General features: G+C 73.1%; 26 protein-coding genes. 4 read left to right on the plus strand and 22 right to left on the minus strand.

The features are described from left to right. Positions 1–2: 2 nt before the first annotated feature. Genes DEJ16_RS03090 through DEJ16_RS03110 form a run of 5 tightly spaced genes read right to left on the minus strand, consistent with a single transcriptional unit; the run spans position 3 to position 2,173 of the window. Positions 3–593, minus strand: a complete 591-nt coding sequence (locus DEJ16_RS03090; RefSeq protein ID WP_110823415.1) for a hypothetical protein — start codon at positions 591–593, stop codon at positions 3–5. Next, entirely contained in the window at positions 590–1,204 is a 615-nt protein-coding gene (locus DEJ16_RS03095) for a hypothetical protein (protein ID WP_110823413.1), read from the minus strand. Before DEJ16_RS03095 ends, DEJ16_RS03090 begins: the two co-directional genes overlap by 4 nt. Beyond that, the gene (locus tag DEJ16_RS03100; protein WP_110823411.1) at positions 1,201–1,542 is read right to left on the minus strand and encodes a hypothetical protein; all 342 of its coding nucleotides are present in this window, start codon (positions 1,540–1,542) and stop codon (positions 1,201–1,203) included. Before DEJ16_RS03100 ends, DEJ16_RS03095 begins: the two co-directional genes overlap by 4 nt. After that, positions 1,539–1,730 (minus strand): DUF2273 domain-containing protein, encoded by a 192-nt coding sequence (locus tag DEJ16_RS03105; RefSeq protein ID WP_110823409.1) that lies wholly within the window; start codon positions 1,728–1,730, stop codon positions 1,539–1,541. The genes DEJ16_RS03100 and DEJ16_RS03105 overlap by 4 nt, the downstream gene beginning before the upstream one ends. After that, positions 1,727–2,173 carry an Asp23/Gls24 family envelope stress response protein gene (locus tag DEJ16_RS03110; RefSeq protein WP_110823407.1) on the minus strand — a complete coding sequence of 149 codons (447 nt, stop codon included), beginning with the start codon at positions 2,171–2,173 and terminating at the stop codon, positions 1,727–1,729. Before DEJ16_RS03110 ends, DEJ16_RS03105 begins: the two co-directional genes overlap by 4 nt. A 99-nt stretch (positions 2,174–2,272) precedes the next feature. On the opposite strand from DEJ16_RS03110, the gene DEJ16_RS03115 reads away from it, so the two are divergent. After that, a complete protein-coding gene (locus tag DEJ16_RS03115; protein WP_110823406.1) occupies positions 2,273–3,109 on the plus strand; it encodes an exodeoxyribonuclease III in 837 nt (278 codons plus the stop codon). A gap of 16 nt (positions 3,110–3,125) precedes the next feature. Here the strand turns inward: DEJ16_RS03115 and DEJ16_RS03120 are convergent, their stop codons facing one another. Next, positions 3,126–4,049: an AEC family transporter gene (locus DEJ16_RS03120; RefSeq protein WP_110823949.1), complete on the minus strand. Its 924-nt coding sequence runs from the start codon at positions 4,047–4,049 to the stop codon at positions 3,126–3,128. Positions 4,050–4,110: 61 nt separating this feature from the next. Between DEJ16_RS03120 and DEJ16_RS03125 the strand changes: the two genes are divergently transcribed. Together DEJ16_RS03125 and DEJ16_RS03130 are read left to right on the plus strand one after the other, a co-directional pair. Continuing rightward, on the plus strand, positions 4,111–4,695 hold the full coding sequence (locus DEJ16_RS03125; RefSeq protein ID WP_110823404.1) for a nitroreductase family protein: 585 nt from the start codon (positions 4,111–4,113) through the stop codon (positions 4,693–4,695). A gap of 76 nt (positions 4,696–4,771) precedes the next feature. After that, a complete protein-coding gene (locus tag DEJ16_RS03130) occupies positions 4,772–5,536 on the plus strand; it encodes an HAD-IIB family hydrolase (protein WP_110823948.1) in 765 nt (254 codons plus the stop codon). Positions 5,537–5,614: 78 nt separating this feature from the next. Here the strand turns inward: DEJ16_RS03130 and DEJ16_RS03135 are convergent, their stop codons facing one another. Together DEJ16_RS03135 and DEJ16_RS03140 are read right to left on the minus strand one after the other, a co-directional pair. Next, positions 5,615–6,238 carry a phosphoribosylanthranilate isomerase gene (locus DEJ16_RS03135; protein ID WP_110823401.1) on the minus strand — a complete coding sequence of 208 codons (624 nt, stop codon included), beginning with the start codon at positions 6,236–6,238 and terminating at the stop codon, positions 5,615–5,617. A 138-nt stretch (positions 6,239–6,376) separates the two neighbouring features. Continuing rightward, on the minus strand, positions 6,377–7,432 hold the full coding sequence (locus DEJ16_RS03140; protein ID WP_181419429.1) for a serine/threonine-protein kinase: 1,056 nt from the start codon (positions 7,430–7,432) through the stop codon (positions 6,377–6,379). 214 nt (positions 7,433–7,646) lie between these two features. Between DEJ16_RS03140 and DEJ16_RS03145 the strand changes: the two genes are divergently transcribed. Then, on the plus strand, positions 7,647–7,844 hold the full coding sequence (locus DEJ16_RS03145; RefSeq protein WP_110823389.1) for a DUF2945 domain-containing protein: 198 nt from the start codon (positions 7,647–7,649) through the stop codon (positions 7,842–7,844). Between the two features lie 62 nt (positions 7,845–7,906). Here the strand turns inward: DEJ16_RS03145 and DEJ16_RS03150 are convergent, their stop codons facing one another. The 14 genes from DEJ16_RS03150 to DEJ16_RS03215 form a co-directional block, all read right to left on the minus strand. Continuing rightward, a complete protein-coding gene (locus DEJ16_RS03150; RefSeq protein ID WP_110823387.1) occupies positions 7,907–8,608 on the minus strand; it encodes a DedA family protein in 702 nt (233 codons plus the stop codon). A 185-nt stretch (positions 8,609–8,793) separates the two neighbouring features. Then, a complete protein-coding gene (locus tag DEJ16_RS03155) occupies positions 8,794–10,971 on the minus strand; it encodes a fructose-specific PTS transporter subunit EIIC (protein WP_110823385.1) in 2,178 nt (725 codons plus the stop codon). Positions 10,972–11,085: 114 nt separating this feature from the next. After that, positions 11,086–12,117, minus strand: a complete 1,032-nt coding sequence (locus DEJ16_RS03160) for a 1-phosphofructokinase family hexose kinase (protein ID WP_110823383.1) — start codon at positions 12,115–12,117, stop codon at positions 11,086–11,088. Continuing rightward, positions 12,114–12,902 carry a DeoR/GlpR family DNA-binding transcription regulator gene (locus DEJ16_RS03165; RefSeq protein WP_110823381.1) on the minus strand — a complete coding sequence of 263 codons (789 nt, stop codon included), beginning with the start codon at positions 12,900–12,902 and terminating at the stop codon, positions 12,114–12,116. The genes DEJ16_RS03160 and DEJ16_RS03165 overlap by 4 nt, the downstream gene beginning before the upstream one ends. 163 nt (positions 12,903–13,065) lie before the next feature. After that, positions 13,066–14,253, minus strand: a complete 1,188-nt coding sequence (locus tag DEJ16_RS03170) for an ABC transporter permease (protein WP_110823379.1) — start codon at positions 14,251–14,253, stop codon at positions 13,066–13,068. Then, positions 14,250–14,936: an ABC transporter ATP-binding protein gene (locus DEJ16_RS03175; protein WP_258365805.1), complete on the minus strand. Its 687-nt coding sequence runs from the start codon at positions 14,934–14,936 to the stop codon at positions 14,250–14,252. Before DEJ16_RS03175 ends, DEJ16_RS03170 begins: the two co-directional genes overlap by 4 nt. Before the next feature lie 146 nt (positions 14,937–15,082). Further along, on the minus strand, positions 15,083–16,099 hold the full coding sequence (locus DEJ16_RS03180; protein ID WP_181419430.1) for an efflux RND transporter periplasmic adaptor subunit: 1,017 nt from the start codon (positions 16,097–16,099) through the stop codon (positions 15,083–15,085). A 23-nt stretch (positions 16,100–16,122) separates the two neighbouring features. Continuing rightward, a complete protein-coding gene (locus DEJ16_RS03185) occupies positions 16,123–16,620 on the minus strand; it encodes a hypothetical protein (RefSeq protein ID WP_110823375.1) in 498 nt (165 codons plus the stop codon). Further along, positions 16,620–17,135, minus strand: coding sequence for a hypothetical protein (locus tag DEJ16_RS03190; RefSeq protein ID WP_110823373.1), 516 nt, complete (start codon positions 17,133–17,135; stop codon positions 16,620–16,622). The genes DEJ16_RS03185 and DEJ16_RS03190 overlap by 1 nt, the downstream gene beginning before the upstream one ends. A gap of 107 nt (positions 17,136–17,242) precedes the next feature. Further along, positions 17,243–17,755: a hypothetical protein gene (locus DEJ16_RS03195; protein ID WP_110823370.1), complete on the minus strand. Its 513-nt coding sequence runs from the start codon at positions 17,753–17,755 to the stop codon at positions 17,243–17,245. 47 nt (positions 17,756–17,802) lie between these two features. Continuing rightward, positions 17,803–18,978, minus strand: a complete 1,176-nt coding sequence (locus tag DEJ16_RS03200) for a HAMP domain-containing sensor histidine kinase (RefSeq protein ID WP_110823368.1) — start codon at positions 18,976–18,978, stop codon at positions 17,803–17,805. Next, positions 18,975–19,628: a response regulator transcription factor gene (locus DEJ16_RS03205; protein ID WP_110823366.1), complete on the minus strand. Its 654-nt coding sequence runs from the start codon at positions 19,626–19,628 to the stop codon at positions 18,975–18,977. The genes DEJ16_RS03200 and DEJ16_RS03205 overlap by 4 nt, the downstream gene beginning before the upstream one ends. A 42-nt stretch (positions 19,629–19,670) precedes the next feature. Beyond that, positions 19,671–20,225: a DUF2231 domain-containing protein gene (locus DEJ16_RS03210; protein ID WP_110823364.1), complete on the minus strand. Its 555-nt coding sequence runs from the start codon at positions 20,223–20,225 to the stop codon at positions 19,671–19,673. A 198-nt stretch (positions 20,226–20,423) separates the two neighbouring features. Then, a complete protein-coding gene (locus tag DEJ16_RS03215) occupies positions 20,424–22,592 on the minus strand; it encodes an ATP-dependent Clp protease ATP-binding subunit (protein WP_110823361.1) in 2,169 nt (722 codons plus the stop codon). Positions 22,593–22,788: the final 196 nt, after the last annotated feature.

The following is a 22,788-nucleotide window of genomic DNA, read 5'->3' on the forward strand; positions in this document are numbered from 1 at the left end:
GGTCAGCGCACCCGGTCCGGCCGGGACGACCCGCCGCGGGCGATGCGCAGCAGCACCGGCAGGCGCTCCCCCAGCAGTGCGTCGAGGTCGTGCACGACGGCCTCGACCCGCTCGACGAGTTCACGCGGGGGCGCTCCGCGGCGCGTGCGGACCAGGATCCGGACCGCGGTGCGACGACGGACCCGGCGGACGTCGACGGCGAGGGACGCGACCTGCGGCAGCGGGGCGATCGCGGACGAGAGCGCGTGCTCGATCGCCGCGGCCTCGATGCGGACCCGTCCAGGCAGACCGTCCGCGGGCCCGTCGTCGTCCACGACCGTGCCGGTCCGGCCACTCCGGATCGAGGTGAGGACGAGCAGCGCCAGGACACCGAGGACGACCGCGCCCGCGAGCACCTCCGACCACGCGCGTACGGCGACGTCCCGTGCCGCTCCCGAGCCGAGGCCGCCGAGTGCGGTGTCGGCGACGACGTGCCAGCGGTCGGCCGCGGCGGGCAGTGTCTGCACGAGGACGACGGCGACCCCGAGGGTGAGCAGCACGAGCCCGACCACCACGAGGACGATCCGACCGACCGTGCGGTTCGTGCCGTTCATCCGTCGATCCTGCCGGTGGTGCGCACCCGGACGCGGGCGGTGAGGGGCGGCACGACGTCCACGGCGGCGAGCTCACGGTCCACGGCCGCTGCGGCGGACGCCTCGTCGACGTCCACACCGGAGGCGGGCAGGAGTACGACGTCCAGGGCGCGGCGACCGACGGACCCGACGGCGGCGTCCGGTCCCAGCCGAGTCGCGGACCGGGCGGCGCGCGCGGCGGCGGACGCGAGCACCTCGTCGTCGACGACCACGCCGAGCCGGTCGGAGCGGACGACGTGTCGGGGACGTCGCGCCGGCAGGAGGCCGTGCAGCAGGGACCAGAGACCGAGCAGCGCGAGGACGGCACCGACGGCGACGACCACCGCGTCGACCAGCCCGGTGGGCGCACGGACGGCGGCGTCCACCACGTCCCGGGGGTCGACCCCGGCGATGCGCTGCCCGAGCAGGACGACCACGGCGGCGACGGCCACCGTGACCGCGACGAGGACGAGGAACGTCATCGCGACGACGACGGACACCGACCGGGACGCGGACGTCTCCCGACGGACGAGGCGGCGCACGGAGCGGTCGTCGTCCGCGGACGGGGTCCCCTTCGCGGGACTCGTGCTCACCGGACCCTCCGCGGCCGGGCGAGGACGGCGGACGAGAACGTCAGCGAGACGCGCGCGACCTTCCGCCCGGTGATCGTCCGGAGCCGTTCCGCGATCGAGGTGCGCGCGCGGTGCGCGGACGCGAGGACGGGCTCGTGCGGGACGGCGTGCGTCCCGAGGACCGGCAGGGCCAGCGGGCTCGTCACCTCGACCGCCAGGGCGCCGCGACCGTCGTCGACGACCCGGGCACGGACCTCCCGGAACGGTGCCCGGAGCACCTCGGCGGCGACCGCCTGCGCGGTGTGCACCAGGGCCGGGGACGCGATCCGGTCGGTGCCGGGCACCGGCACGTGGCTCACGAGGAGCTCCGTCGTCCGCGGAGCACGTCGAGCAGCCGACGCACGTCGACGTCGCCGCTGACGATGCGGCCGACCAGTCCGCCGACCGCGATCGCGACGGCCACCACGACGAACGCCCAGAACCCGAGCGTCAGGGCGACGACCGCCAGGACCGCTCCGACGGCCATGCCGACGACGGTGGCGTTCACCGGACGCGCGTCTCGGGGACGACGGGAGCGTCGAGTGCGGGGATGTCCACGTCGACGATCGCGATGTTCACCTCGGTGACCTGCAGGCCGACGAGGTCGGTGATCGCGTCGGTGACGGCCTGCCGGACGCCGGCCGCCACCTGCTGCATCGGCGTCGGGTACTCGACCACGATCGTCAGGTCGACGGCCGCCTGGGTCTCACCGACCTCGACCCGGACGCCCTGCCCGAGGTCGCTCGACCCGATGGCGTCCCGGATGGCACCGAACGCCCGCGCGGTGTTCCCGCCGAGTGCGTGGACGCCGGGGACGTCGCGGGCCGCGATGCCGGCGACCTTCGCGACCACGGCGTCGTCGATGATCGTGCGCCCGGCCGAGGTGACCTGGGTGGTGGTGCTGCCGGTGGTCGTGCCGTCCACCCGGTCGGAGTTCGTCGTCGTCGCCATGAGTGCCTCCAGCGGTCCTGGTCGTGATGTGTCCGTCCAGGGAACACCCTGTCCCCGGTGCACGTCCGCCCGGTCGGTCGATCCCGGTAGGTTCGGTGCATGCGTGTCGCGACCTGGAACGTCAACTCCGTCCGGACCCGAGTCGGTCGGGTCGTCGACTGGCTCGTGCGGGAGGACGTGGACGTCCTCGGCATGCAGGAGATCAAGTGCAAGCCCGAGCAGTTCCCGGTCGAGGCGTTCGAGGCCGCCGGCTACACGGTCGAGGCGCACGGCCTGAACCAGTGGAACGGCGTCGCCTTCGCCAGCCGCCTGCCGATGGAGGACGTCACCCGCGACTTCCCCGGCCAGCCCGGCTTCCTCAAGGGCCAGGAGGGACCGGGCCTGCCCGTCGAGGCCCGCGCGATCGGGGTCACCGTCGAGGGTGTCCGCCTCTGGAGCCTGTACGTCCCGAACGGCCGCGAGCTCGGTGACCCGCACTACACGTACAAGCTCGACTGGCTCGCCCAGCTCGCCGACCGGACATCCGAGTGGCTGGCGGCCGAGCCCGACCTGCCGCTCGCGCTGATGGGCGACTGGAACGTGGCCCCGCTGGACGAGGACGTGTGGGACATGCGCGTCTTCGAGGGGTCGACGCACGTCAGCGAGCCGGAGCGCGCCGCGTTCCGCACGTTCGAGGAGCGCGGGCTGCAGGACGTCGTCCGGCCGCTCGTCCCCACCGGGTACACGTACTGGGACTACAAGCAGCTCCGCTTCCCCCGCAACGAGGGCATGCGCATCGACTTCGTCATGGGGTCGCAGGCGTTCGCGGACGTCACCGTCGGCGCGACGATCCACCGGGACGAGCGGAAGGGCGACGCCCCGAGCGACCACGTGCCCGTGTCGGTCGACCTGGACCTCGACACGGTCCTGGACGACGACCGCCCGATGATCTTCTGACGCTCCGAGCGCCCGCCTACGGGTGCAGCAGCGCCGCGATCGCGACCAGGACCGGCACCGAGCCGACCGTCGACAGGAGCACCACGTCCCGCGCGACCGGGACCGCGGCGTCGTACCGCTGGGCGTAGTTGAACACGTTCTGCGCCGACGGCAACCCGGCGAGGACCGTCAGGACGAACACGTGCGCGGGGTCCAGGCCGAACGCGTACCGGGCCAGCAGGAACGCCACCACCGGCATCACCAGGAGCTTCCCGCCGGTCGCGAGCAGCACGTCGAGCCGGATCGCGGGGTCCCGCAGCGGAGCCGAGCCGTGCAGGCTCATGCCGAACGAGAGCAGCACGACCGGCACCGCGGCACCGCCGACGAGCACGAACGGTTCGAGGACCGGGTCCGGCAGCGTCAGCCCGGTGACCGAGCAGACGAGCCCGAGCAGCGACGCGATGATGAGCGGGTTCGACACCGGGCCGAGCACCCGGCGTCGCCAGCCGCCCCCGGAGGCCGTGGCCGCGTCGAGGACGGTCAGCGCGATCGGCGCCATCACGACGAGCTGCAGCATGATGACCGGCACGACCGCGGTCGCCTGCCCGAGGACGTAGACCGCGACCGGCAGGCCGATGTTGTTCGCGTTCGAGTACGACGCCGCCAACGCACCGACCGTGGTCGTGGTGAGCGGGCGCCGCAGCACGAGCGCGAACACGGTCGCGGTGACGACGGCCACCGACAGCGCGGAGAGCGCCGACACGGCGAGCATCGGGGAGAACAGCGTCGCGGCGTCGGCCGTGGCGATCGTGTGGAACAGCAGGCACGGCATGAGCACGAAGAAGGCCAGCCGACTCATCACGAACTGCGCGTGCGGCCCGAGCAACGCCGCCCTCCCGACGCCGTAGCCGGTCGCGATGACGACGCCGATGATCGCGAAGCCGACCAGGACACCACTCATCGTGCCCATCCTCGCAGGCGGATCGGGAATCGTGTGCGCCCGGAGAGTTGTTCCAGCGAGCATGACGACGACGCTCTCCCGCACCACCGACTCCAGCCAGCCCCTCGTGCCGCTCCTCGAGGAGCGCTGGAGCCCCCGCTCGTTCGACGAGTCCGCCACCATCTCGGACGACCAGCTCGACGCGCTCCTCGAGGCCGCTCGCTGGGCGCCGTCCGCCGCGAACACGCAGCCCCGCCGCTTCGTCGTCGGTCGCCGTGGCACCCCGACCTTCGACGCGATCCACGCGTCGCTCATGGGCTTCAACGGTGCCTGGGCGCACCGCGCCGGTGCGTTGCTCGTCGCGATCGCCGAGCCGGTGACCGCGGACGGCGAGCCGCGTCGCTGGGCGGAGTACGACCTCGGCCAGTCGGTCGCCGCGCTCGCCGTCCAGGCGCACGCCGAGGGCCTGCACCTGCACCAGATGGGCGGCTTCGAGGTCGACGCCATCCGCTCGGCGTTCGCCCTGCCGGAGCACCTCGTGCCCGTGACGGTCACCGCGATCGGGCACGTCGCCGACCCGTCGCAGCTCGACGAGAAGGCCGCCGCCCGGGAGACCGCGGAGCGCACACGCCTCCCGCTCGACGAGGTCGTGCTCGTCAAGGAGTGACCCGACGGGCGGGCCCGGCACGCCTCCGGGCCCGCCCCACTCGGTCCGGACACCGGGTCCTGGCATGATCGAGGGCATGTCCACACCCCGCCTCGTCGCGTTCGACCTCGACGACACGCTCGCCCCGTCGAAGTCGCCGCTCGACCCCCGCATGCTCGACACCTTCGCGTCCCTGCTCGAGGTCGTCCCCGTCGCCGTGATCAGCGGCGGCAACTTCCAGCAGTTCGAACAGCAGCTCGTGTCCCCGCTCCGCGACCGGGACGGCCTGGCACTCGACGCGCTGCACCTCATGCCGACCTGTGGGACGCGGTACTACCGGTGGGACGCCGGGGACTGGGCACTCCAGTACGCCGAAGACCTGACCGACGACGAGAAGACGCGTGCCCTCGCCGCGGTCGAGGCCCAGGCCAAGGCCGCCGGGTACTGGGAGTCCGAGACGTGGGGCGCCATCCTCGAGGACCGCGGTTCGCAGATCACGTTCTCCGCGCTGGGCCAGACGGCTCCGGTGGACGTCAAGAAGCTGTGGGACCCGACCGGTGCGAAGAAGGACGACCTCCGTCGCCGCGTGCAGGCCGAGCTCCCCGACCTCGAGGTCCGCTCCGGCGGCTCCACGAGCATCGACATCACCCGTAAGGGCATCGACAAGGCGTACGGCATGCAGCGCCTCGCGGAGCTGACCGGCATCGCGCTCGACGACATGCTCTTCGTCGGGGACCGGCTCGACCCGGAGGGCAACGACTACCCGGTCAAGGCGCTCGGCGTCCCCTGCCACGCGGTCGAGGGCTGGGAGGACACCGACGCGTTCCTCCGCGAGTTGGTGCCCACGCTCCGCACCGCCTGACGGCGGACCACGGGACGGACGGGAGGCTCCCCACCGGCGGGTGGGGAGCCTCCCGTCCGTCGTCCGCGCGCGTGCGGCTCAGGGGATGCTGCGGACCGCCTCGACGAAGGCGCGGATCCGTGCCACGTCCTTGACGCCGCGTGACGACTCGACGCCGCTTGAGACGTCCACGCCGTCCGGGTCGAGCCGCTGCACGAGGTCGGCGACGTTCGCGGGGGTGAGTCCGCCGGCCAGGATCCAGGCTTCGTCCACCGACCCCGTGAGCGTGGCGGGGTCGACGAGGTGTCCGCTCCCGGGCTCGGCCGCGTCGAGCAGCAGGAGGTCGTGGTCGAAGGAGGCGCGCTGCTCGGGCGTCTCGCGCAGGTAGTCGGCGGCGGCGACGGCCCGGATGGTGAAGAACCCGGCGTCGCGGGCGCGGGCGAAGTCCGACGCGGACTCCCGGCCGTGCAGCTGCAGGGTGGTGAGGCCGACCTCGGAGGCGATGCCGACGACCTCGTCGATCGCCTGGTCGCGGAAGACCCCGACGGCGTCGATGCCGTCCGGCAGCCGCTCCACGAGTGCCTTCGCGGCGTCGGCGGTCACCGTGCGGGGGCTGCCCGCGGCGAAGACGAAGCCGACCGCGTCCGCACCGGCGTCGACGGCGGCGTCCAGGGTCTCCGGCGTCGAGAGGCCACAGATCTTGATCCAGCGCTGGTCGCTCATGCACCCATCCTGCCCGATCGCTCCGCGCGCGGACGGGTCGGGAGCGGCGCGCTCAGCGAACGCTGCCGGCCGGGCTTGGCGGTGCGGTGCGGTGCGGTGCAGTGCCGGTGGGTGCGGTGCCGGGCGATGCGGTGCAGGTCAGTGCAGCGCGCCCACGACGTACGACCCGACGCAGGCGGCGGCGACCGCGAGCGCGGTGACCGACGCCGCGATGACGTTCCGTCGGCGCCAGCGGCGGGCGGCGTCGAAGGTGCCACGTCGTGCGTGACGGTGGGCGGCACGGTGCATCCGGTGTTCGCGTCGGTGGACTTCGCGACCGGGGCCGAGCGGAACCGGTCCGGTCACCTGGGTCGACCCGCCGCGGAGAGCGCGCGCGACCGCGACCGCGGTCGGGCGCTTCGCGGGGTCGCGGGCGGTCATCTTGGTGAGCAGGTCACGCCACTCCGAGGCGACCGAGTCGGGCACCGACGGGTTGCGGCGGAGCCGGGCGAGCGCGGCCTCGATGACGGTGCCGGAGTACTCCTGCACGCCGGTCAGCGCCTCGAGCAGCACGAGTCCGAGCGAGTAGACGTCGGTGGCGTAGCTGATCGGCTCCCCGGCGACCTGCTCCGGCGACAGGTAGGCGGCGGTGCCGATGATCGTGCCGTCGTTCGTCAGGCGGGAACCGTCGACGAAGTGCGCGACGCCGAAGTCGGTGAGCTTGACCGTGCGGACGAACCCGGAGGCGCCCTCGTCGCTCAGCAGGATGTTCGCCGGCTTCACGTCGCGGTGCACGATCCCGCGGGAGTGCACGTACGCCAGGGCGTCGGCGAGCTGGGCGCCGAGGTCCGCGACCTCGTAGTTGTGCAGCGGCCCCTCGGCCAGGCGGCGGAGCAGCGTCGCGTCGGCGATGAGCTCCATCACGATGTAGCGGTGCGGGCCGTCCTCGAAGTCGTGCGTGCCGGCGTCGTAGAGCGGGATGAGCCCGGGATGCGAGAGCATGCTGAGCAGGCGGATCTCACGCTCCTGGCGCACCCGGTCCGCGGTGGTCATGCGCTCCGGCGTGGCGAACATCTTCACGGCGACGGCGCGGTACGTGTGTTCGTCGCGGGCCTCGTACACCGAACCCATGCCGCCGGTGCCGATCAGTTTCACGAGACGGTACCGTCCTGCCAGGACGGTCTCCGCCCGCGCGCTGTCGGTGGCCAGGCTCATGGTGCACGTCGATCCCTCGGGAGTCCGGATCCGCGTCGGGTGTTCGCGGTGTGACTCCTCGGCCACGGTACCCGCGGCACCGCCGATCCGAGCCGCGGTTACCCGAATGTGACCGGCGCAAGGGCCGGAACTGCGCACCAGGGATGATCCAGCGGCCGCGCGTACCGTCCACGTCCCGGACGGAGTGTCCTCCGGAGGACGGCGGGAGGCCGACATGCGCAAGGGTGACGAAGTCCAGTGGAACACGTCGCAGGGGAAGACGACGGGCAAGCTCGTCGAGAAGAAGACGGAGGACTTCGAGTTCGACGGGCAGAACTTCAAGCCGACGGACGACGACCCGTACTGGATCATCGAGTCGGAGAAGTCGGGCAAGCAGGCCGCGCACAAGGAGTCGGCGCTCACCGCGAAGTGACGAGCGCTCGGCGTGGTTGCCGGGGTTGCGGGACCGTCGGGGTCAGTTCCGGGCAGCCGAGGTCAGTTCCGGGCAGCCGCACGGCCCCGGCGGATGCGCCGGACGACGAACGCGACGACGACCACCACGACGGCGAGGTACACCGCGCGGTCGATCCACTCGGTGTACCCCTCGATGCGCTCGTACTGCGTGCCGAGCGCCGCGCCACCGAGCACGAGCACCGAGTTCCACAGCCCACTGCCGAGGATCGTGAAGACCGAGAACGTCGCGAGGTGCATCCTGTCCGCACCCGCCGGCAGTGAGATGAGGCTGCGGACGACGGGGACGAGACGCCCGAAGAACACCGCGCTCTTCCCGTGCCGGTGGAACCACGACGCCGCCTTGCGGAAGTCGTCCTCGTCGACGAGCGGGAGCTTGCCGAACCACCGGACGGTCCGCTCGAAGCCGATCACCGCTCCGAGCCAGTAGAGCACGAGCGCCCCGACGTACGAGCCGACGGTCGCGAGGACGAGCACGAGCGTCAGGTCCATGCGCCCGGCACCGCCGAGGAAGCCCGCGAGCGGCAGGATCACCTCGGACGGGATCGGCGGGAACACCGTCTCGATGAAGAGCATGAGGGCGACGCCCCACTCCCCCATCGTGTCGATCACCTGCAGGACGAGGCCGGTCAGCCCGCCGATGTCGGGGTCCGGGCCACCTCCCGATCCGGAGGACGCGGTGGTGGCGCCGACGTGGGCGACGGTCGAGGGTACGGCGGTCGTCATCCCGCCACCTTGCCTGAGTGGCCTGACAGACTCCGGGGTGCGGCCCCGCCCCGGCTCCCGCCCGCGGAGCGGGGGCGTCGGCGCGAGACGCCGCTGAAGGCACGAGACGCCGCCGGATCCGGCGGCGTCTCGTGTGCTCGGCGGCGTCTCGGCAGCCCGGCGGCGTGTCGCAGGGCTCGGACGCGCTACGCGGCGACCGGCGCGCGCTGCCCCACCGTCTCGCCGGCGGACGCTGCCTCGCCGGCAGCCGCGTCGGTCGCGGCCGGCGCCCGGCGCACCCACTTCTTCAGCGCGACGAGCACGAGCGCGGACACGACGGTGCCGGCCACGATCGCGACGGTGAACATGAGCAGGTTCCCGATCGCGAAGAACACGAAGAACCCGCCGTGCGGTGCCCGCGAGGTGACGTCCGCCGCCATCGAGATCGCACCCGTGACGGCCGCACCGACCATCGACGCCGGGATCACCCGCAGCGGGTCGGCGGCGGCGAACGGGATCGCGCCCTCGGAGATGAACGACGCGCCGAGCAGCCACGCGGCCTTGCCGTTCTCGCGCTCGGGCTTCGTGAACCCCTTGCGGTACAGGACGGTCGACGCGAGCGCGAGGGCCAGCGGCGGCACCATGCCGGCGGCCATCACCGCGGCCATGATCTCGAACGGCACGACGTTGGACGCGCTGCCGGCACCGAGCCCGGCGACGGCGAACGCGTACGCCACCTTGTTCACCGGACCGCCGAGGTCGAACGCCATCATCAGGCCGAGGATGATGCCGAGCAGGACCGCCGAGGCACCGGAGAGCGAGTTGAGGAAGCCGGTGAGCTGCGTCATCAGCCAGGCGATCGGGCCGCCGAGCACGAGGAGCATGAGGCCCGAGGCGATGATCGACGCGAACAGCGGGATGATCACGACCGGCATGAGCCCGCGCAGCCAGCGCCAGGTCGGGATGCGGCCGATCCAGTACGCGGCGGCACCGGCGATGAGGCCGCCGACGAGCCCGCCGAGGAACCCGGCGTTCATGAACACGGCGATGGACCCCGCGACGAAGCCCGGCGCGATGCCCGGCCGGTCGGCGATCGCGTAGGCGATGTACCCGGCGAGGGCTGCCACCAGGAACCCGAGGGACACGGAGCCGATCTGGAAGGCCGCGGCACCGAGGTAGTACCCGAGCCCCTGCGACGGCAGGTCGAGGAGGGTGGAGTGCTGCAGCGTCCAGACCGCGTTGTTGACGCCGTCGTCACCGTGCGCCAGCGCGATGCCGTACCCGGACAGCAGGAAGCCGAGGGCGATGAGGAGCCCGCCGCCCGCGACGAACGGGATCATGTACGACACACCCGTGAGCAACCAGCGCTTGAGCGCCTGCCCGAAGTGCTCGTCCTTCGCGGTGCTCGTGCCCGCCTCGGCCGCGGAGCCGGAGACCCGGGTGGCCGCGGGGTCGTCGGCCGCACGGAGCGCCTCGGCGATCATCGCGTCCGGCTCGTCGACGCCGCGCTTGACCGGTCCGGAGACGAGCGGCTTGCCGGCGAACCGCGAGCGGTCCCGGACGTCGACGTCGACCGCGAAGACGACGGCGTCGGCTCGGGCGATGAGGGCGGGGTCGAGCGGCTCGACCTGCGAGGACCCCTGCGTCTCGACGTGCATCTCGGCACCGGCCCGCTGGGCGGCCGCGACGAGGGCGTCGGCGGCCATGTAGGTGTGCGCGATGCCGGTCGGGCAGGCGGTGACGCCGACGATGACCTTCCGGCGACCGGCGGTGCCGGTCGTGTCGCTGTCGACGACGTGCGTGTCCGCTGCCGGGGTGGGACGGGCCTCCTGGCCGGTCGCGGTGGAGGCCCGACCAGCGGCACCGACACCAGCGGCACCGACACCGGCTGCGGCGACCTCGCCGCCCACCTCGCGGTCGACCAGGTCGACGATCTCCTGCGGGGTGGTCGCGGCGCGGAGGGCTGCGGTGAAGTCCTCGCGAATGAGCGCACGTGCGAGGGTCGACAGGACGGTGAGGTGGTCCTTGTCGGCGCCGTCGGGCACCGCGATCATGAACACGACGTCGGCGTCACCGTCGGGCGCACCGAACGGCACCGTCCGCGCGAGGCGGGTGAAGGCGAGCGTCGGGGCCGTGACCGAGGTCGACCGGGCGTGCGGGATGGCGATGCCGCCGGGGACGCCGGTGCCGACGCTCGCCTCGCGGGCGATCGCGTCCGTGGCGAGGGTCTCGCCGGAGGCGGCGCGGCCGGTCGCGGCGATGCGGTCGGCCAGGACGCGGATGACGTCGGACGAGGTGGCGCCGAGGTCCTCGTCGAGGCCGACGAGGTCGACGCCGATCAGGCCGGCACCGTCGCCGGCGCCGGTGCTGTGCGCAGCGGACATGGGTTGCTCCTTCGCAGTGGCGCGGTGCGCCGGGGGGCTGTGCTGGTGGGACGGGTGTGCTGGTGGTGCTCCGGCGGCGGGGCGGGCCGGGAGGCGGACGACGGACCGGAGAGGTCAGACGACGTGCGGGACGGGGTGGTCGGTGGCGTGCTCCGCTGGGGAGCTGTCCGCCGACGGGTCGAGGCGACGGACGACGACGGCGTCGGGGTCGGTGGCGTCGAGCGCGGGGACGTCACTGCCCGGGAGGCCCGCGGCGGCTGCCCCGGTGGCGACGGCCTGGGCGAGTCGACGCTCCTGCGGAGCTCCGGCGACCTCCGCGAGCAGGTACCCGGCGAGCGCGGAGTCACCCGCTCCGACGGTCGAGCGTGCCGTGATCCGTGGTGCCGCTGCCGACCACGAGCCGGTGCCGTCGACGAGGACGGCGCCGGCGCTGCCGAGGGTGAGCAGGACGGTGCCGACGCCGCGCTCCCGGAGCCGTGCGGCTGCGGCGGCGGCGAGTCCCGGCTCCTGCTCGTACGCCTCCGGGTCGCCGCCGACGACCTCGGCGAGTTCCTCGGCGTTGGGCTTCACCAGGTCGATCCGCTCCCCCGACTGCAGCAGCGCGGTGAACGGGACGCCGGACGAGTCGACCGCGACCTTGACGTCGTCGCCGTGTCGCTGCCGGACCGCGCGGACGAGCACGGCGAGTGCGTCGTCCGGCAGTCCCGGCGGGAGGGACCCGGCGAGCACGACCCAGCGTGCGGCCGGTCCGGTCGCGGTGGGCCCGGCGGTGGTGGCGACGAGCTCCGCGAGGTCGTCGAGCCGGCCGGCGAGCGACGGGCCCGGCTCGTTGAGCTTCGTCGTCGTGCCGGTCGGCTCCGTGACCGTGACGTTCGAGCGGAGCGCGGCGCCGATCGGCAGGGCTGCGGTGGGGATCCCGCGGGTGGCGAGGCCGAGCAGCACGGGGTCGGTCTCGTCGCCGGGCAGGACCGCGACGGTGTCCCCGCCGCTCGCGACGACGACCCGCGAGACGTTGACGCCCTTGCCGCCGGGCTCGGCCGTGGACCGCACGGCTCGTTGGACGGCGCCGCGCTGGAGTTCCCCGGACAGTTCGATCGTGCGGTCGAGCGAGGGGTTCGGCGTCACGGTGACGATGCGGGCGCTCATGCGACGACCACCTCGACGTCGGCGTCGGCGAGGGCCCCGGCGAGGTCGGCCGGCGGCTCCTGGTCGGTGACGAGCGTGTCGATCTCGTCGAGTCGGGCGAAGCGCATGAGGGCCTCGACGCCGTGCTTCGCCGCGTCCGCGAGGACCACGCTCCGTCGGGCGGCGAGGACGTAGGCGGCCTTCACCGCGGCCTCGTGCTCGTCGGGGGTGCTCAGGCCGAAGCCGGCGGACAGGCCGTTCGTCCCGACGAAGGCGACGTCGGGGCGGAGCGCGCCGATCTGCTCGACGGTCGCGGTGCCGACGGCGGCGCTCGTCACCCCGCGCACCCGGCCGCCGAGCAGGTGGAGCTCGACGTGTGCGCTGTGCTGGAGGACGCCCGCGATCGGCACGGAGTTCGTGATGACCGTGATCGTCGCGCCGGGGGTGGCAGGCTCCCAGCGGGCGAGCTCGGCGGCGACCGCACCGCTCGTCGTGCCGGCGTCGAGCGCGATCGACCCGCTGAAGGTCGGTGGCACCAGGCGCATGGCGGCCCGGGCGATCGCGGTCTTCTCCGGGCCGTGCTGCCCTTCGCGCTCGGCGACGCTGAGCTCGACGAGGCTCGACCGCTCGACCGGGACCGCTCCGCCGTGCACACGGCGCAGCACCCCGGCGGTCTCGAGGGCGTCCAGGTCGCGGCGGACGGTCTCCGTGGTGACGTCGAAGTGCTCGGCGAGCCCGGCGACGGACACCCGGCCCGCGGACTGCAGGGCCGCGGCGATGGCCTCGTGCCGCTCCGTTGCGTACATGCCCGGACTCCTTCGTTCCCGTTGGTTCTGAGCACTGTACGTGCTGAACCAACACGAACGCAACCGTTCCACAGGAGAACCAACATCACCGACGCGGAGAGAGGCACGGGACCGGTCCGTCCGACCGGCCCCGTGCCTCCCGGCTCGGTCCTGCCCGCCCGCCTCAGGCCGCGGCGAGCGCCGACGTCGGCGGGATCCGCGCCGCCTTCGCAGCCGGCGACAGCCCCGACAGCCCACCGATGAGCACGGTCGCCCCGAGCCCCCCGGCGACGGCCCAGAGCGGGACCGCGACAGGCCACCCCTGTCCGATCGCGAACACGAGCGTGACGACCACGCCGATCACCACCCCCGCGACACCACCCAGGAACGACAGCAGCAGGGACTCGACGAGGAACTGGTCCCGGACGTCCCGACGCCGCGCTCCCAGCGCTCGGCGGACACCGACCTCCGCCCGTCGCTCGAGCACCGTGATCACCATCGTGTTCGCGACGCCGATCCCGCCGACCAGGAGCGCCACGCCGCCGATGCCGACGAGCAGCCCGGTGAACGAGTCGTCGGTCGCGTTCTTCGCCGCGAGTGCATCGGACGGTCGGGTCACCGCGACGTCCGCCGGGGACGCCGGGCTGACCGTCCGCGGGAGCTGGTCGCGGACGGCGGCGACCCGGTCGGGGTCGGCCCTGGTGTAGACCGCGGACGGATGCCCGTCCCAGCCGAGGTCTGCGGCGAGGCCACGGGGCACGAAGACCTGGTTGTCGAGGTCCTCGGCGAGCTGCAGCGGCCCGAGGACGCCGACGACCTGCACCCAGCGACCGCCGAGCCACACGCGGGTGTCCGCCGTCACGCGGTCGATGCCGAGGGCCCGTGCCGCCGTCGCCCCGAGCACGACCTGTGCCGGCGCTGCCGATCCCGGGTCGAGCCACCGGCCGGCCGCGACCGAGCCGCCGAGGACCTCGGGGACGTCCCCCTCGGCCCCGAGGACGCCGATGCCCTTCGTCTCCGCCGTCGGCACGTACGGGGTCCGGTAGACCCGCGCGTCCTCGACCTTGCCCACCCCGGCGGCCTCGAGCACGTCGTCCTGCCGCTGGACGGACTCGACGGCGGTGGCGGGCAGCGGCACCTGCTCCGCGAACGACTCCGCCTGCGTGACCGTCAGGACGTTCGTCCCGAGGGCGTCGAGGACCCGGTCGAGCGCGGCCTTGCTCGAGGACGAGATGCCCACGACCGCGATCATGGCGGCGATCCCGATCGCGATGCCGAGGGCGGAGAGCACGACGCGGGTCGGTCGGGTCCGCAGGCCGAACACCCCGAGCCGGAGCAGGTCCCCCGTGCCGAGCGTGCGTCGGGCGCTCACCGCGCGGCCTCGGTGGAGACGGCCGGGACCGCGCCGATCCCCGCTGCGAGGCGCGCTGCGTCGCTCCTGCTGTCGTCCTCGATCCGGCCGTCCCGCATGCGCACCTGTCGGGGCAGCGACGCGGCGAGTTCCAGGTCGTGGGTGATGACGAGCACCGTGGTGCCGGCCGCGTGCAGTTCGCGGAGCACACCGAGGATCGCCGCCCCCGCCACGGTGTCGAGCGCGCCGGTGGGTTCGTCGGCGAGCAGCACGGTGGGCTCGCCGACGATCGCGCGGGCGATGGCGACGCGTTGCTTCTCGCCGCCGGAGAGCTGGTGCGGCCGGTGGTCGACCCGGTGCCCGAGTCCGACGCGCTCGAGTGCTGCCACTGCCCGTTCGAGGCGCTCGTGCCGCGGCGTCCCCGTGTAGAGCAGTCCGTCCGCGACGTTCTCGGTCGCCGTGGCCCCCGCCTGCAGGTGGAAGTGCTGGAACACGAACCCGATGTGCTCGGCGCGGAGGGCGGAGAGCGCGTCGTCGGACAGCGACCCGACGTCCGCGCCCGCGATCGTCACCGTCCCGGTCGTGGGCCGGTCGAGCGTGCCGATGGTGTTGAGCATGGTCGACTTGCCCGACCCGGAGGGGCCGACGACGGCGACGAGCTCCCCGCGCCGGACCTCGAGCGAGACCCCGCGCAGGGCCTGCACCTCGCCGTACGACCGGGTGACGTCGGTGAGGACGAGGACGGTGTCCTCCCCCGCGGACCGCCCTGCTCCCGTGGTCGTGCCGGTCGCGGCGGTCGCGGCGGTCGTGGCGGTCCCGGCGGTGCCCACGGTCCCGGGGGTGCCGGCGGTCACGAGGGCACCACCACGCGGGCGCCCTCGGCGACGTCGCCCGTCACCGCGGCACGGCCGTCGGCCACGAACCCGACCTGGACGGGGACGCGCCGGGTGTGACCGCCCTTCCCCACGACGTCGACGGCGTACCCGGACGAGCCGTGTGCGACCAGCGCCGACACCGGGACCGACAGGACGTCTCGCTCGGTGTGTCCGTCGGCCACGACCTGTGCGGAGGCTGCGTCGGGCAACTCCCGGTCGCCGGCGTCGAACGACACCGTGACGGTCACGGTCTCCTTGCCGTCGTCCGACTCGGCCGGGACGGTGTCGACGACCTCGCCGGCCATCGCATCCCCGCCGCCGTTGACGAGCACCCGGACCGCGGTGCCGACCGCGAAGGGCTCGGCGTCACGCTGTGCGACCGTCGCCGTGACCACCCGCTTCGTGCTCGTCACCTGCAGGACGTCGCCACCGGCCGGTTGTCCGAGTCGTCCGGGCACGGACGCCACACGGACCGTCCCGTCGACGAACGCGATCTGTGCCGCGTCGATCGTGCCGGTGACCTCGAGCCCGCGGTCCCGTTGCCACGCCCGGACGGCAGCGGCGGTCCGCGGACCGAACACGTCGTCCTCGGCGACGTCGTAGCCGAGCGCCGCGAGGTTCTCGTTGAGCTGCTGGACGTCGGCGCCGTGCAGCCCTCGGGAGAGGGGCCGCCAGAGCGGGGTGGTGCCGGTGAACGCCCGGACCGGCCGCTCGTCGACGGCGTACAGCGGTTCGTCACGGTGCACGACCTGTCCGGGCCGTGGCAGCCACGTGAGCGTCCCACCGCCGGCACCCTCCACCGGGGTCGGTGCACCGTACCCGAGGGTGCCGGCGGCCGTCCGGGTCTCGACGAGGTCACCGCGCGTCACCTCCGCTGTCGGCCCGTGGTGCTCGGCGACGTGCTCGGCGGCCTCGGTCGAGGGTGCGGCGACGAGTGCCCACGTGGCGGTCCCTGCTCCGAGGGCGGCCACCAGGCAGACGGCCGTGGTCACGGTCCTGGCCCTGCGAGTCATGCTCATCGCCCGGCCTCCGTCCCCACGGCGCCGTACACCTCCGCGTCGCAGTCCTCCGCGACGCGGTCGAACGCGTCGGTGTCCGACGGCTTCCACCGGCGCTGGTCCTCCGTCCCGTCCGGGTAGTCGGGGAACCCGCCGTCCCGGATGCAGGCCGCCGCCTTCCTCCTCAGCGCGTCCCAGCCGGGTACCGGCTGGGCAGCGGGCGCGTCGGCGGCACCGCCGGAGCAGGCGTTCAGATCGGCGACCCAGCGGTCCGCGTCGACCCCCGGTGGGACGCTCACGCGGGCACGGGAGCCCCCGCTCTCGGCGAACTGCGAGTCGTCCACGTCGTGGCCGCGGTCCCGCATGCATGCGCCGACCTCTGCGGCTGACGCAGTGGATGCCGAGGGCGTGCCGGTGGCCGGAGGACGGGACTCGTCGTCGGGCGCCGACGAGCACCCGGTGAGCAGCGCCGGCACGAGCAAGGAGGCGAGCACGGCTCGCGCGTCGATCCGCATCAGCCGACCTCCTGCGTCTGCGTGTCCGGTGCGTACTGCTGCATGCACTTCTGCGCCAGTTCCTGGAACGCCGGCTCGCGGGCGGGCGGGTACCCGTCCGGGTCGAAGGAGATGCCACCGTCCGACCCGTCCTCCGGGAAGTCCGGGTACTCCTCGCGGACGCACGAGGCGACCTGCTGGTACTGGCGCACCCACTTGTCCTGCTCTGCCGAGTCGGCGCGGTGCACACCCAGGTCCTCCGCACACTCGTCGGCCGCGCTGTGGAAGCGTTCCTGGTCGACACCCGCGGGCGAGAGGATCGTCCCGGAGCTGACCTGGTCGTCGCTCGGGTCCTCGATGTCGAACCCGGCGGAGCGCATGCAGTCACCCCACTGGGCTCCGATGCCCGTGCTTGCGTGAGTCGGTCCGGCGGTGGGGTCCGTCGCGCCCGAGCATGCCGTGACGCCGGTCGTCAGCCCGAGGGCGAGCAGACCGGCGAGGAAGAGTCGTGTCCGTGGTCTCGTGGTCGTCGTCATGCCTCCAGCACAGCGGCCCAGGTGTTGCCGCAGCGGTACCGCCGAGGTCACATCGACGCAACACCGTTCCGCGCCGACAGCCCGCCGGAGGGCGTCGTCGACGCGCCTCATCCGACGCTCTGCGTCTTCGTGTCGGGCGAGTACTTCCTCGTGCACTCGTCGGCCCGCTGCTGGAACGCCGGGTCACCGGCGGGCGGGTACTCCTCGCGGTCCCACTCGATCACGCCGGGCCGCTGCTCCGGGAAGTCCGGGTAGGCGTCACGGATGCAGGACGCGACCTGGTCGTACTCGCGGATCCACTTCTCCTTCGAGGCGGAGTCGGCCCCGTGCACGCCGAGGTCCTCCGCACACTGGTCGGCCGCGGACCGGAAGCGGTCCTGGTCGACGCCGGACGGCGACGTGATGGTCCCGGAGCGGATCTGGTCGTCGCTCGGGTCCTCGACGGAGAACCCCGCGGAGCGCATGCACGCGCCCCACCGGGACCCGAGGCCGGCGTCGGCGTCCGCGGTCCCGGCAGCGGAACTCGGCGCCCCGGTACAGGCGGACAAGCCGGTGACCAACCCGAGGGCGAGCAGGCCGGCGAAGAGCGGTCGGGAGGATGATCTCGGTGTCGTCGTCATGCTCCGAGCAGAGCGGTCGGCACGTTGCGGCAGCGGTACCGCCGAGGTCACACCGACGAAACACCGATGCGCACCACGAGTCCACCGCGGTCACGCGGGTGAACGCCGAGGACCCACCCGTGCGCGCGCACCACGGCCGCCACGATGGACAACCCGAGCCCGCTGTGCCGCCGACCGGTGGTCGTGCTCGGCGGCTCGGCGGTCGTCCCGCCCCGCCGGAACGGCTCCGTCAACCGGGCGACCTCCGTTGCACGGACCTCCGGCCCGTCGTTCTCGACGAGCACCCCGGCAGCGTCGACCGTCACCCGGACGCTCCCGCCCGGCACGTTGTACTCGATCGCGTTGTCGACGAGGTTCCGCAGCGCCTGCCGCAGGAGCACCGGCTCACCCTGCACCGGGGGCACCCGCCCTGGAGGCCCGCCCTCCGTCCGGCAGGTCAGCGTCAGGCCGGCGGTCTCCGCCCGGGCGCGGTGTTCCGCGGCCACATCGTCCACGAGCGCCACCAGGTCGACCGCCACGGTCCGCCCGTCCAGTCCCCGGTCCGCCTCGGCGAGGACGAGCAACGACTCGACGAGGTGCTCGGTCCGCCGGTTCTGCTCGAGCAGCTCCTCCCGCGTGCGGGCCACGTCGGCCGGTCCGGCGTCGTCCGGCAACCCGATCTGGAGGGCCGCGCGCTGCACGGCGAGCGGCGTCCGGAGCTCGTGCGACGCCTGCGCGACGAACCGCCGCTGGCTCGCGAAGGCGTCCTCGAGCCGGTCGAGCAGGTCGTCGATCGTGTGCGCGAGCCGCCGGAGTTCGTCGTCCGGGCCGTCGAGCGCGATCCGCTCGTGCAGGGTCGACGCCGAGATCCGGCGGGCGGTCGCGGTGATGCGGTCCACGGGCGCGAGCATCCGCCGGCTCACCGCCCACCCGATCCCACCGGCGAGGACGCCCGCGCCGGTCACCCCGAGCACGGACCACTGCCACTGCAGCCCGGCGACGACCGCCACCACCTGCACGCCACCGCTGCCGTCCAGGGTGACCGCTGTCGCAGGACCGCTGTCCGGGCGGACCCCGGGGACACCGTCGACATGCCCGGCGCCGGGCTGCCGATCGAGCACCGCACGCTGCAGCGAGGCCTGGGACCCGAGGTTGACGACGGCGACGGTGCCGGCCGCGAGCGCCATCGCCGTCAGCGCGAACGCGAGGGCCGTCCGCGCCCGGATGCTCCACGTCCGCGTCACAGCGCGTAGCCCCGCCCGGGGACGGTCGTGATCGGATCGGGGTCGCCGAGCTTCCGCCGGAGCTTCGACATCGTCACCCGCACCGCCGTGGTGAACGGGTCGACGTTCATGTCCCAGACCTTCTCGAGCAACTCCTCTGCGGGGACGACCCGACCGTCCGCGCGCAGCAGTTCCTCGAGGACGCCGAGCTCCTTGCTCGTCAGGTCGAGCGGTCGGCCGTCCCGGGTGGCCATCCGCCGGTTCGTGTCGACCACGATCCCGCCGCGTTCGAGCACGGGCGCGACGGGCGCGAGGCAGCGCCGACCGAGGGCACGGACCCGGGCGACGAGTTCCGGGTACTCGAACGGCTTCGTCAGGTAGTCGTCGGCGCCGATCTCCAGGCCCTGGACCCGGTCGGCCAGCGACGTCGCCGCCGTGAGCATGAGGATCCTGGTGAGCGAGCCCCGCGCTGCCAACCGACGCGCGACCGCATCGCCGTGCAGGCCCGGGACGTCCCGGTCGAGCACGACGACGTCGTAGTCGTTGACGCCGAGGAGCTCGTCGGCGGTGTCGCCGCGGTACGCGACGTCGACGGCCATGTCCTGCCGCTGCAACCCCCTCGCGACGAGGTCGGCCAGCGCCGTTTCGTCGTCCACCACCAACACACGCACCGGAACATGATGTACCAGTACGGTATGCGGTGGCTGAGAGTCCTACGCGTCGAAGGGGACCTCGCCCGAGGTGCTGACGCCGCCACGCTGCCGGTAGGACAGGTGCCCACCGAGGTACCCGCCGACCGAGACGGTCGCGAGTCCGATGAACCCCAGCGTCCGCCCGGCTGCGTGGTTGCCGCGCTTCCGCTGCAGCCACGAGAGGCCGTAGAACGTGATGCCGACCCAGTTCACCGCCTGGTGCACCCAACCCGTGCGCAGCTGCTCGCGGTTCATCTCCGACCAATCGGTGTAGCCGGCGACGCTCGCGCTCCCGGCGGAGGCGACGCCGAGCCCGACGAGGGTCTTCGCGGCTTTCTCGTTGCCCTTCCCGCCGACGAGGTCGAGGACGGCCGCGGAGATCCAGGCACCGAGCGGCACCTGCACCATGAGCGGGTGGATCGGGTGCCCGAACGGCACCCCGTGCAGGATCTGCCGGAGCGCCCGCGGTCGGATGAGGGCGTTGACGACCTTGCGGTCCAGGTCGACGGCCTTGTCGAGCACACTCGCCTGCTCGATGGAATCGGTCACGCGTCGCAGTGCTGCAATCTCCGGCATGCCGCCGACGGTAGACCGCCGCCGGGGATCGGGTTCACAGCACGCCGCCACTGTCCGCCAGGCGACACCGACGACGGCCGGCACCGCAGGACGGGAGGCCCGGCACCGGTCCCTGCGACCGGCACCGGGCCTCCCGTCCGTCACCGCGCGGCCGTCACGCCCGCGCCCGCCGTGGTGCCGTGGTGCGGGCCGGGCCGGTCACTCCTCGACCAGCTCGCCGACCTCGAACGGTTCGACGGTGAGCTGCTCCCCACCCGGCGCGACGTCGACGCGGACGGTGTCGCCGTCCCGGACGTCGCCGGCGAGGATGGCGCGAGCGAGCTGGTCGTCGATCTGCCGCTGCATGAGCCGGCGGAGGGGCCGAGCGCCGTAGGCCGGGTCGTACCCGCCCTCGGCGAGCCAGGTGCGGGCGTCCGGCGTCACGGCGAGCTCGAGGCGGCGACCGGACAGTCGACGCGCGAGTCGGTCGACGTAGAGCGAGACGATCTGGCTGAGGTCGTCCGGGGTGAGCGCCTGGAAGACGACCATGTCGTCGAGCCGGTTGAGGAACTCCGGACGGAACGCCTGCTGCACCAGTTCGCGGACCGCCGCCTCACGCTGCTCGGCGGAGAGCGCCGGGTCGGTGAGGAACTGCGACCCGAGGTTCGACGTCAGCACGAGGATCGTGTTCCGGAAGTCGACCGTGCGGCCCTGCCCGTCGGTGAGCCGGCCGTCGTCGAGGACCTGGAGCAGGACGTCGAACACCTCGGGGTGCGCCTTCTCGATCTCGTCGAGCAGGATCACCGAGTATGGCCGACGGCGGACGGCCTCGGTGAGCTGCCCGCCGGCCTCGTAGCCGACGTACCCGGGCGGGGCGCCGATGAGCCGCGCGACCGAGTGCTTCTCGCCGTACTCGCTCATGTCGATGCGGACGAGGGCCTTCTCGTCGTCGAACAGGAACTCGGCGAGCGCCTTCGCGAGCTCGGTCTTGCCGACGCCGGTGGGGCCGAGGAACAGGAACGAGCCGGTCGGACGGTCCGGGTCGGAGATGCCGGCGCGGGTCCGACGGACCGCTTCCGACACGGCCGACACGGCGGTCCGCTGCCCGATGATCCGACGGCCGAGTTCGCTCTCCAGGTGCAGGAGCTTCTCGGTCTCGCCCTGCAGCAGGCGCCCGACGGGGATGCCGGTCCACTGCGCGATGACGGCGGCGATGTCCTCGTCGGTGACGCTGTCGTTCACCATGCGGTCGGTGGACCCGGCCTGCTCGGCTGCGGCGAGTTCGGCCTCGATGCGGGGCTTCTCGCCGTACTCCAGGCGGGACACGGTCTCGTAGTCGGCTTCCCGCTGGGCACGCTGCGACCGCATGTTGAGGTCGTCGAGCTGCTGCTTCAGCTCACCGATCCGGTTCAGGGTGGCGCGCTCGGCCTGCCACCGCGCCTCCAGTCCGGCGAGCAGCTCGCCGCGGGTGCGGAGTTCGTCCCGCAGGGTCTCGAGCCGGGCCTTCGAGGCGTCGTCCTTCTCCTGCTTGAGCGCGAACTCCTCGACGCGCAGCCGGTCGACGGTGCGCTTGAGCTCGTCGATCTCGACGGGGCTGGAGTCGATCTCCATCCGCAGTCGGCTCGCCGCCTCGTCGATGAGGTCGATCGCCTTGTCCGGCAGCTGACGGCCGGAGATGTACCGGTCGGACAGCGCCGACGCGGCCACGAGGGCGGAGTCGTTGATCGTCACCTTGTGGTGCGCCTCGTAGCGTTCCTTGAGGCCGCGGAGGATCGCGACGGTGTCCTCGACGCTCGGCTCCCCGACGTACACCTGCTGGAAGCGTCGCTCGAGGGCGGCGTCCTTCTCGATGTACTCGCGGTACTCGTCGAGCGTCGTCGCCCCGATGAGCCGGAGCTCGCCGCGCGCCAGCATCGGCTTGAGCATGTTCGACGCGGCGACGGACCCCTCGCCGCCGCCTGCGCCCATGAGCGTGTGCAGCTCGTCGATGAACGTGATGACCTGCCCGTCGGAGTCGTCGATCTCCTTGAGCACGGCCTTGAGTCGCTCCTCGAACTCGCCGCGGTACTTCGCACCGGCGATGAGGGCGGACATGTCGAGCGAGACGAGCCGCTTGTCCTTGAGCGAGTCGGCGACGTCACCGGCGACGATGCGCTGCGCGAGCCCCTCGACGACGGCGGTCTTGCCGACGCCGGGCTCGCCGATGAGCACCGGGTTGTTCTTCGTGCGGCGGGTGAGCACCTGCGACACCCGCCGGATCTCGGCGTCCCGCCCGATCACCGGGTCGAGCTTGCCGCTCCGCGCGATCGCCGTGAGGTCGACGCCGTACTGCTGGAGGGCGGTCTTCTGCTTCTCCTGCGAGTCAGGAGCGCCCTGGAGGTTCGCCATGCGTTCCGTCCTTCCGTTGCGTTGCCGTGTGGTCGGCCGGCGACCGCCAGCCGGACCGGAGTCCTCGGACCGTCCGGCGCGGGGCCCATCCCGTCAGCGCCTTCCTGAGTCCACTTGACTCAAGTTTACGGCGGGTGACGGCATTCCCGCCACCTGCGGGCAACTCCGACGAAACACCCCGCGCGCTGTGCTGGGG

The sequence above is a fragment of the Curtobacterium sp. MCJR17_055 genome (assembly GCF_003224335.1).
In the GTDB taxonomy this organism is placed as follows: Bacteria; Actinomycetota; Actinomycetes; order Actinomycetales; family Microbacteriaceae; genus Curtobacterium.

Excerpts from the sequence above, each read along its gene's own strand:
- DEJ16_RS03135 (WP_110823401.1), bottom strand. The coding sequence starts at position 6,238 with ATGAGCGACCAGCGCTGGATCAAGATCTGTGGCCTCTCGACGCCGGAG.
- DEJ16_RS03210 (WP_110823364.1), bottom strand. The coding sequence starts at position 20,225 with ATGCCGGAGATTGCAGCACTGCGACGCGTGACCGATTCCATCGAGCAG.
- DEJ16_RS03125 (WP_110823404.1), top strand. The coding sequence starts at position 4,111 with ATGACGACGACGCTCTCCCGCACCACCGACTCCAGCCAGCCCCTCGTG.
- DEJ16_RS03090 (WP_110823415.1), bottom strand. The coding sequence starts at position 593 with ATGAACGGCACGAACCGCACGGTCGGTCGGATCGTCCTCGTGGTGGTC.
- DEJ16_RS03190 (WP_110823373.1), bottom strand. The coding sequence starts at position 17,135 with ATGACGACGACCACGAGACCACGGACACGACTCTTCCTCGCCGGTCTG.
- DEJ16_RS03110 (WP_110823407.1), bottom strand. The coding sequence starts at position 2,173 with ATGGCGACGACGACGAACTCCGACCGGGTGGACGGCACGACCACCGGC.
- DEJ16_RS03215 (WP_110823361.1), bottom strand. The coding sequence starts at position 22,592 with ATGGCGAACCTCCAGGGCGCTCCTGACTCGCAGGAGAAGCAGAAGACC.
- DEJ16_RS03155 (WP_110823385.1), bottom strand. The coding sequence starts at position 10,971 with ATGTCCGCTGCGCACAGCACCGGCGCCGGCGACGGTGCCGGCCTGATC.
- DEJ16_RS03185 (WP_110823375.1), bottom strand. The coding sequence starts at position 16,620 with ATGCGGATCGACGCGCGAGCCGTGCTCGCCTCCTTGCTCGTGCCGGCG.
- DEJ16_RS03140 (WP_181419429.1), bottom strand. The coding sequence starts at position 7,432 with ATGAGCCTGGCCACCGACAGCGCGCGGGCGGAGACCGTCCTGGCAGGA.
- DEJ16_RS03130 (WP_110823948.1), top strand. The coding sequence starts at position 4,772 with ATGTCCACACCCCGCCTCGTCGCGTTCGACCTCGACGACACGCTCGCC.
- DEJ16_RS03115 (WP_110823406.1), top strand. The coding sequence starts at position 2,273 with ATGCGTGTCGCGACCTGGAACGTCAACTCCGTCCGGACCCGAGTCGGT.
- DEJ16_RS03160 (WP_110823383.1), bottom strand. The coding sequence starts at position 12,117 with ATGAGCGCCCGCATCGTCACCGTGACGCCGAACCCCTCGCTCGACCGC.
- DEJ16_RS03165 (WP_110823381.1), bottom strand. The coding sequence starts at position 12,902 with ATGTACGCAACGGAGCGGCACGAGGCCATCGCCGCGGCCCTGCAGTCC.
- DEJ16_RS03145 (WP_110823389.1), top strand. The coding sequence starts at position 7,647 with ATGCGCAAGGGTGACGAAGTCCAGTGGAACACGTCGCAGGGGAAGACG.
- DEJ16_RS03150 (WP_110823387.1), bottom strand. The coding sequence starts at position 8,608 with ATGACGACCGCCGTACCCTCGACCGTCGCCCACGTCGGCGCCACCACC.
- DEJ16_RS03120 (WP_110823949.1), bottom strand. The coding sequence starts at position 4,049 with ATGAGTGGTGTCCTGGTCGGCTTCGCGATCATCGGCGTCGTCATCGCG.
- DEJ16_RS03195 (WP_110823370.1), bottom strand. The coding sequence starts at position 17,755 with ATGACGACGACACCGAGATCATCCTCCCGACCGCTCTTCGCCGGCCTG.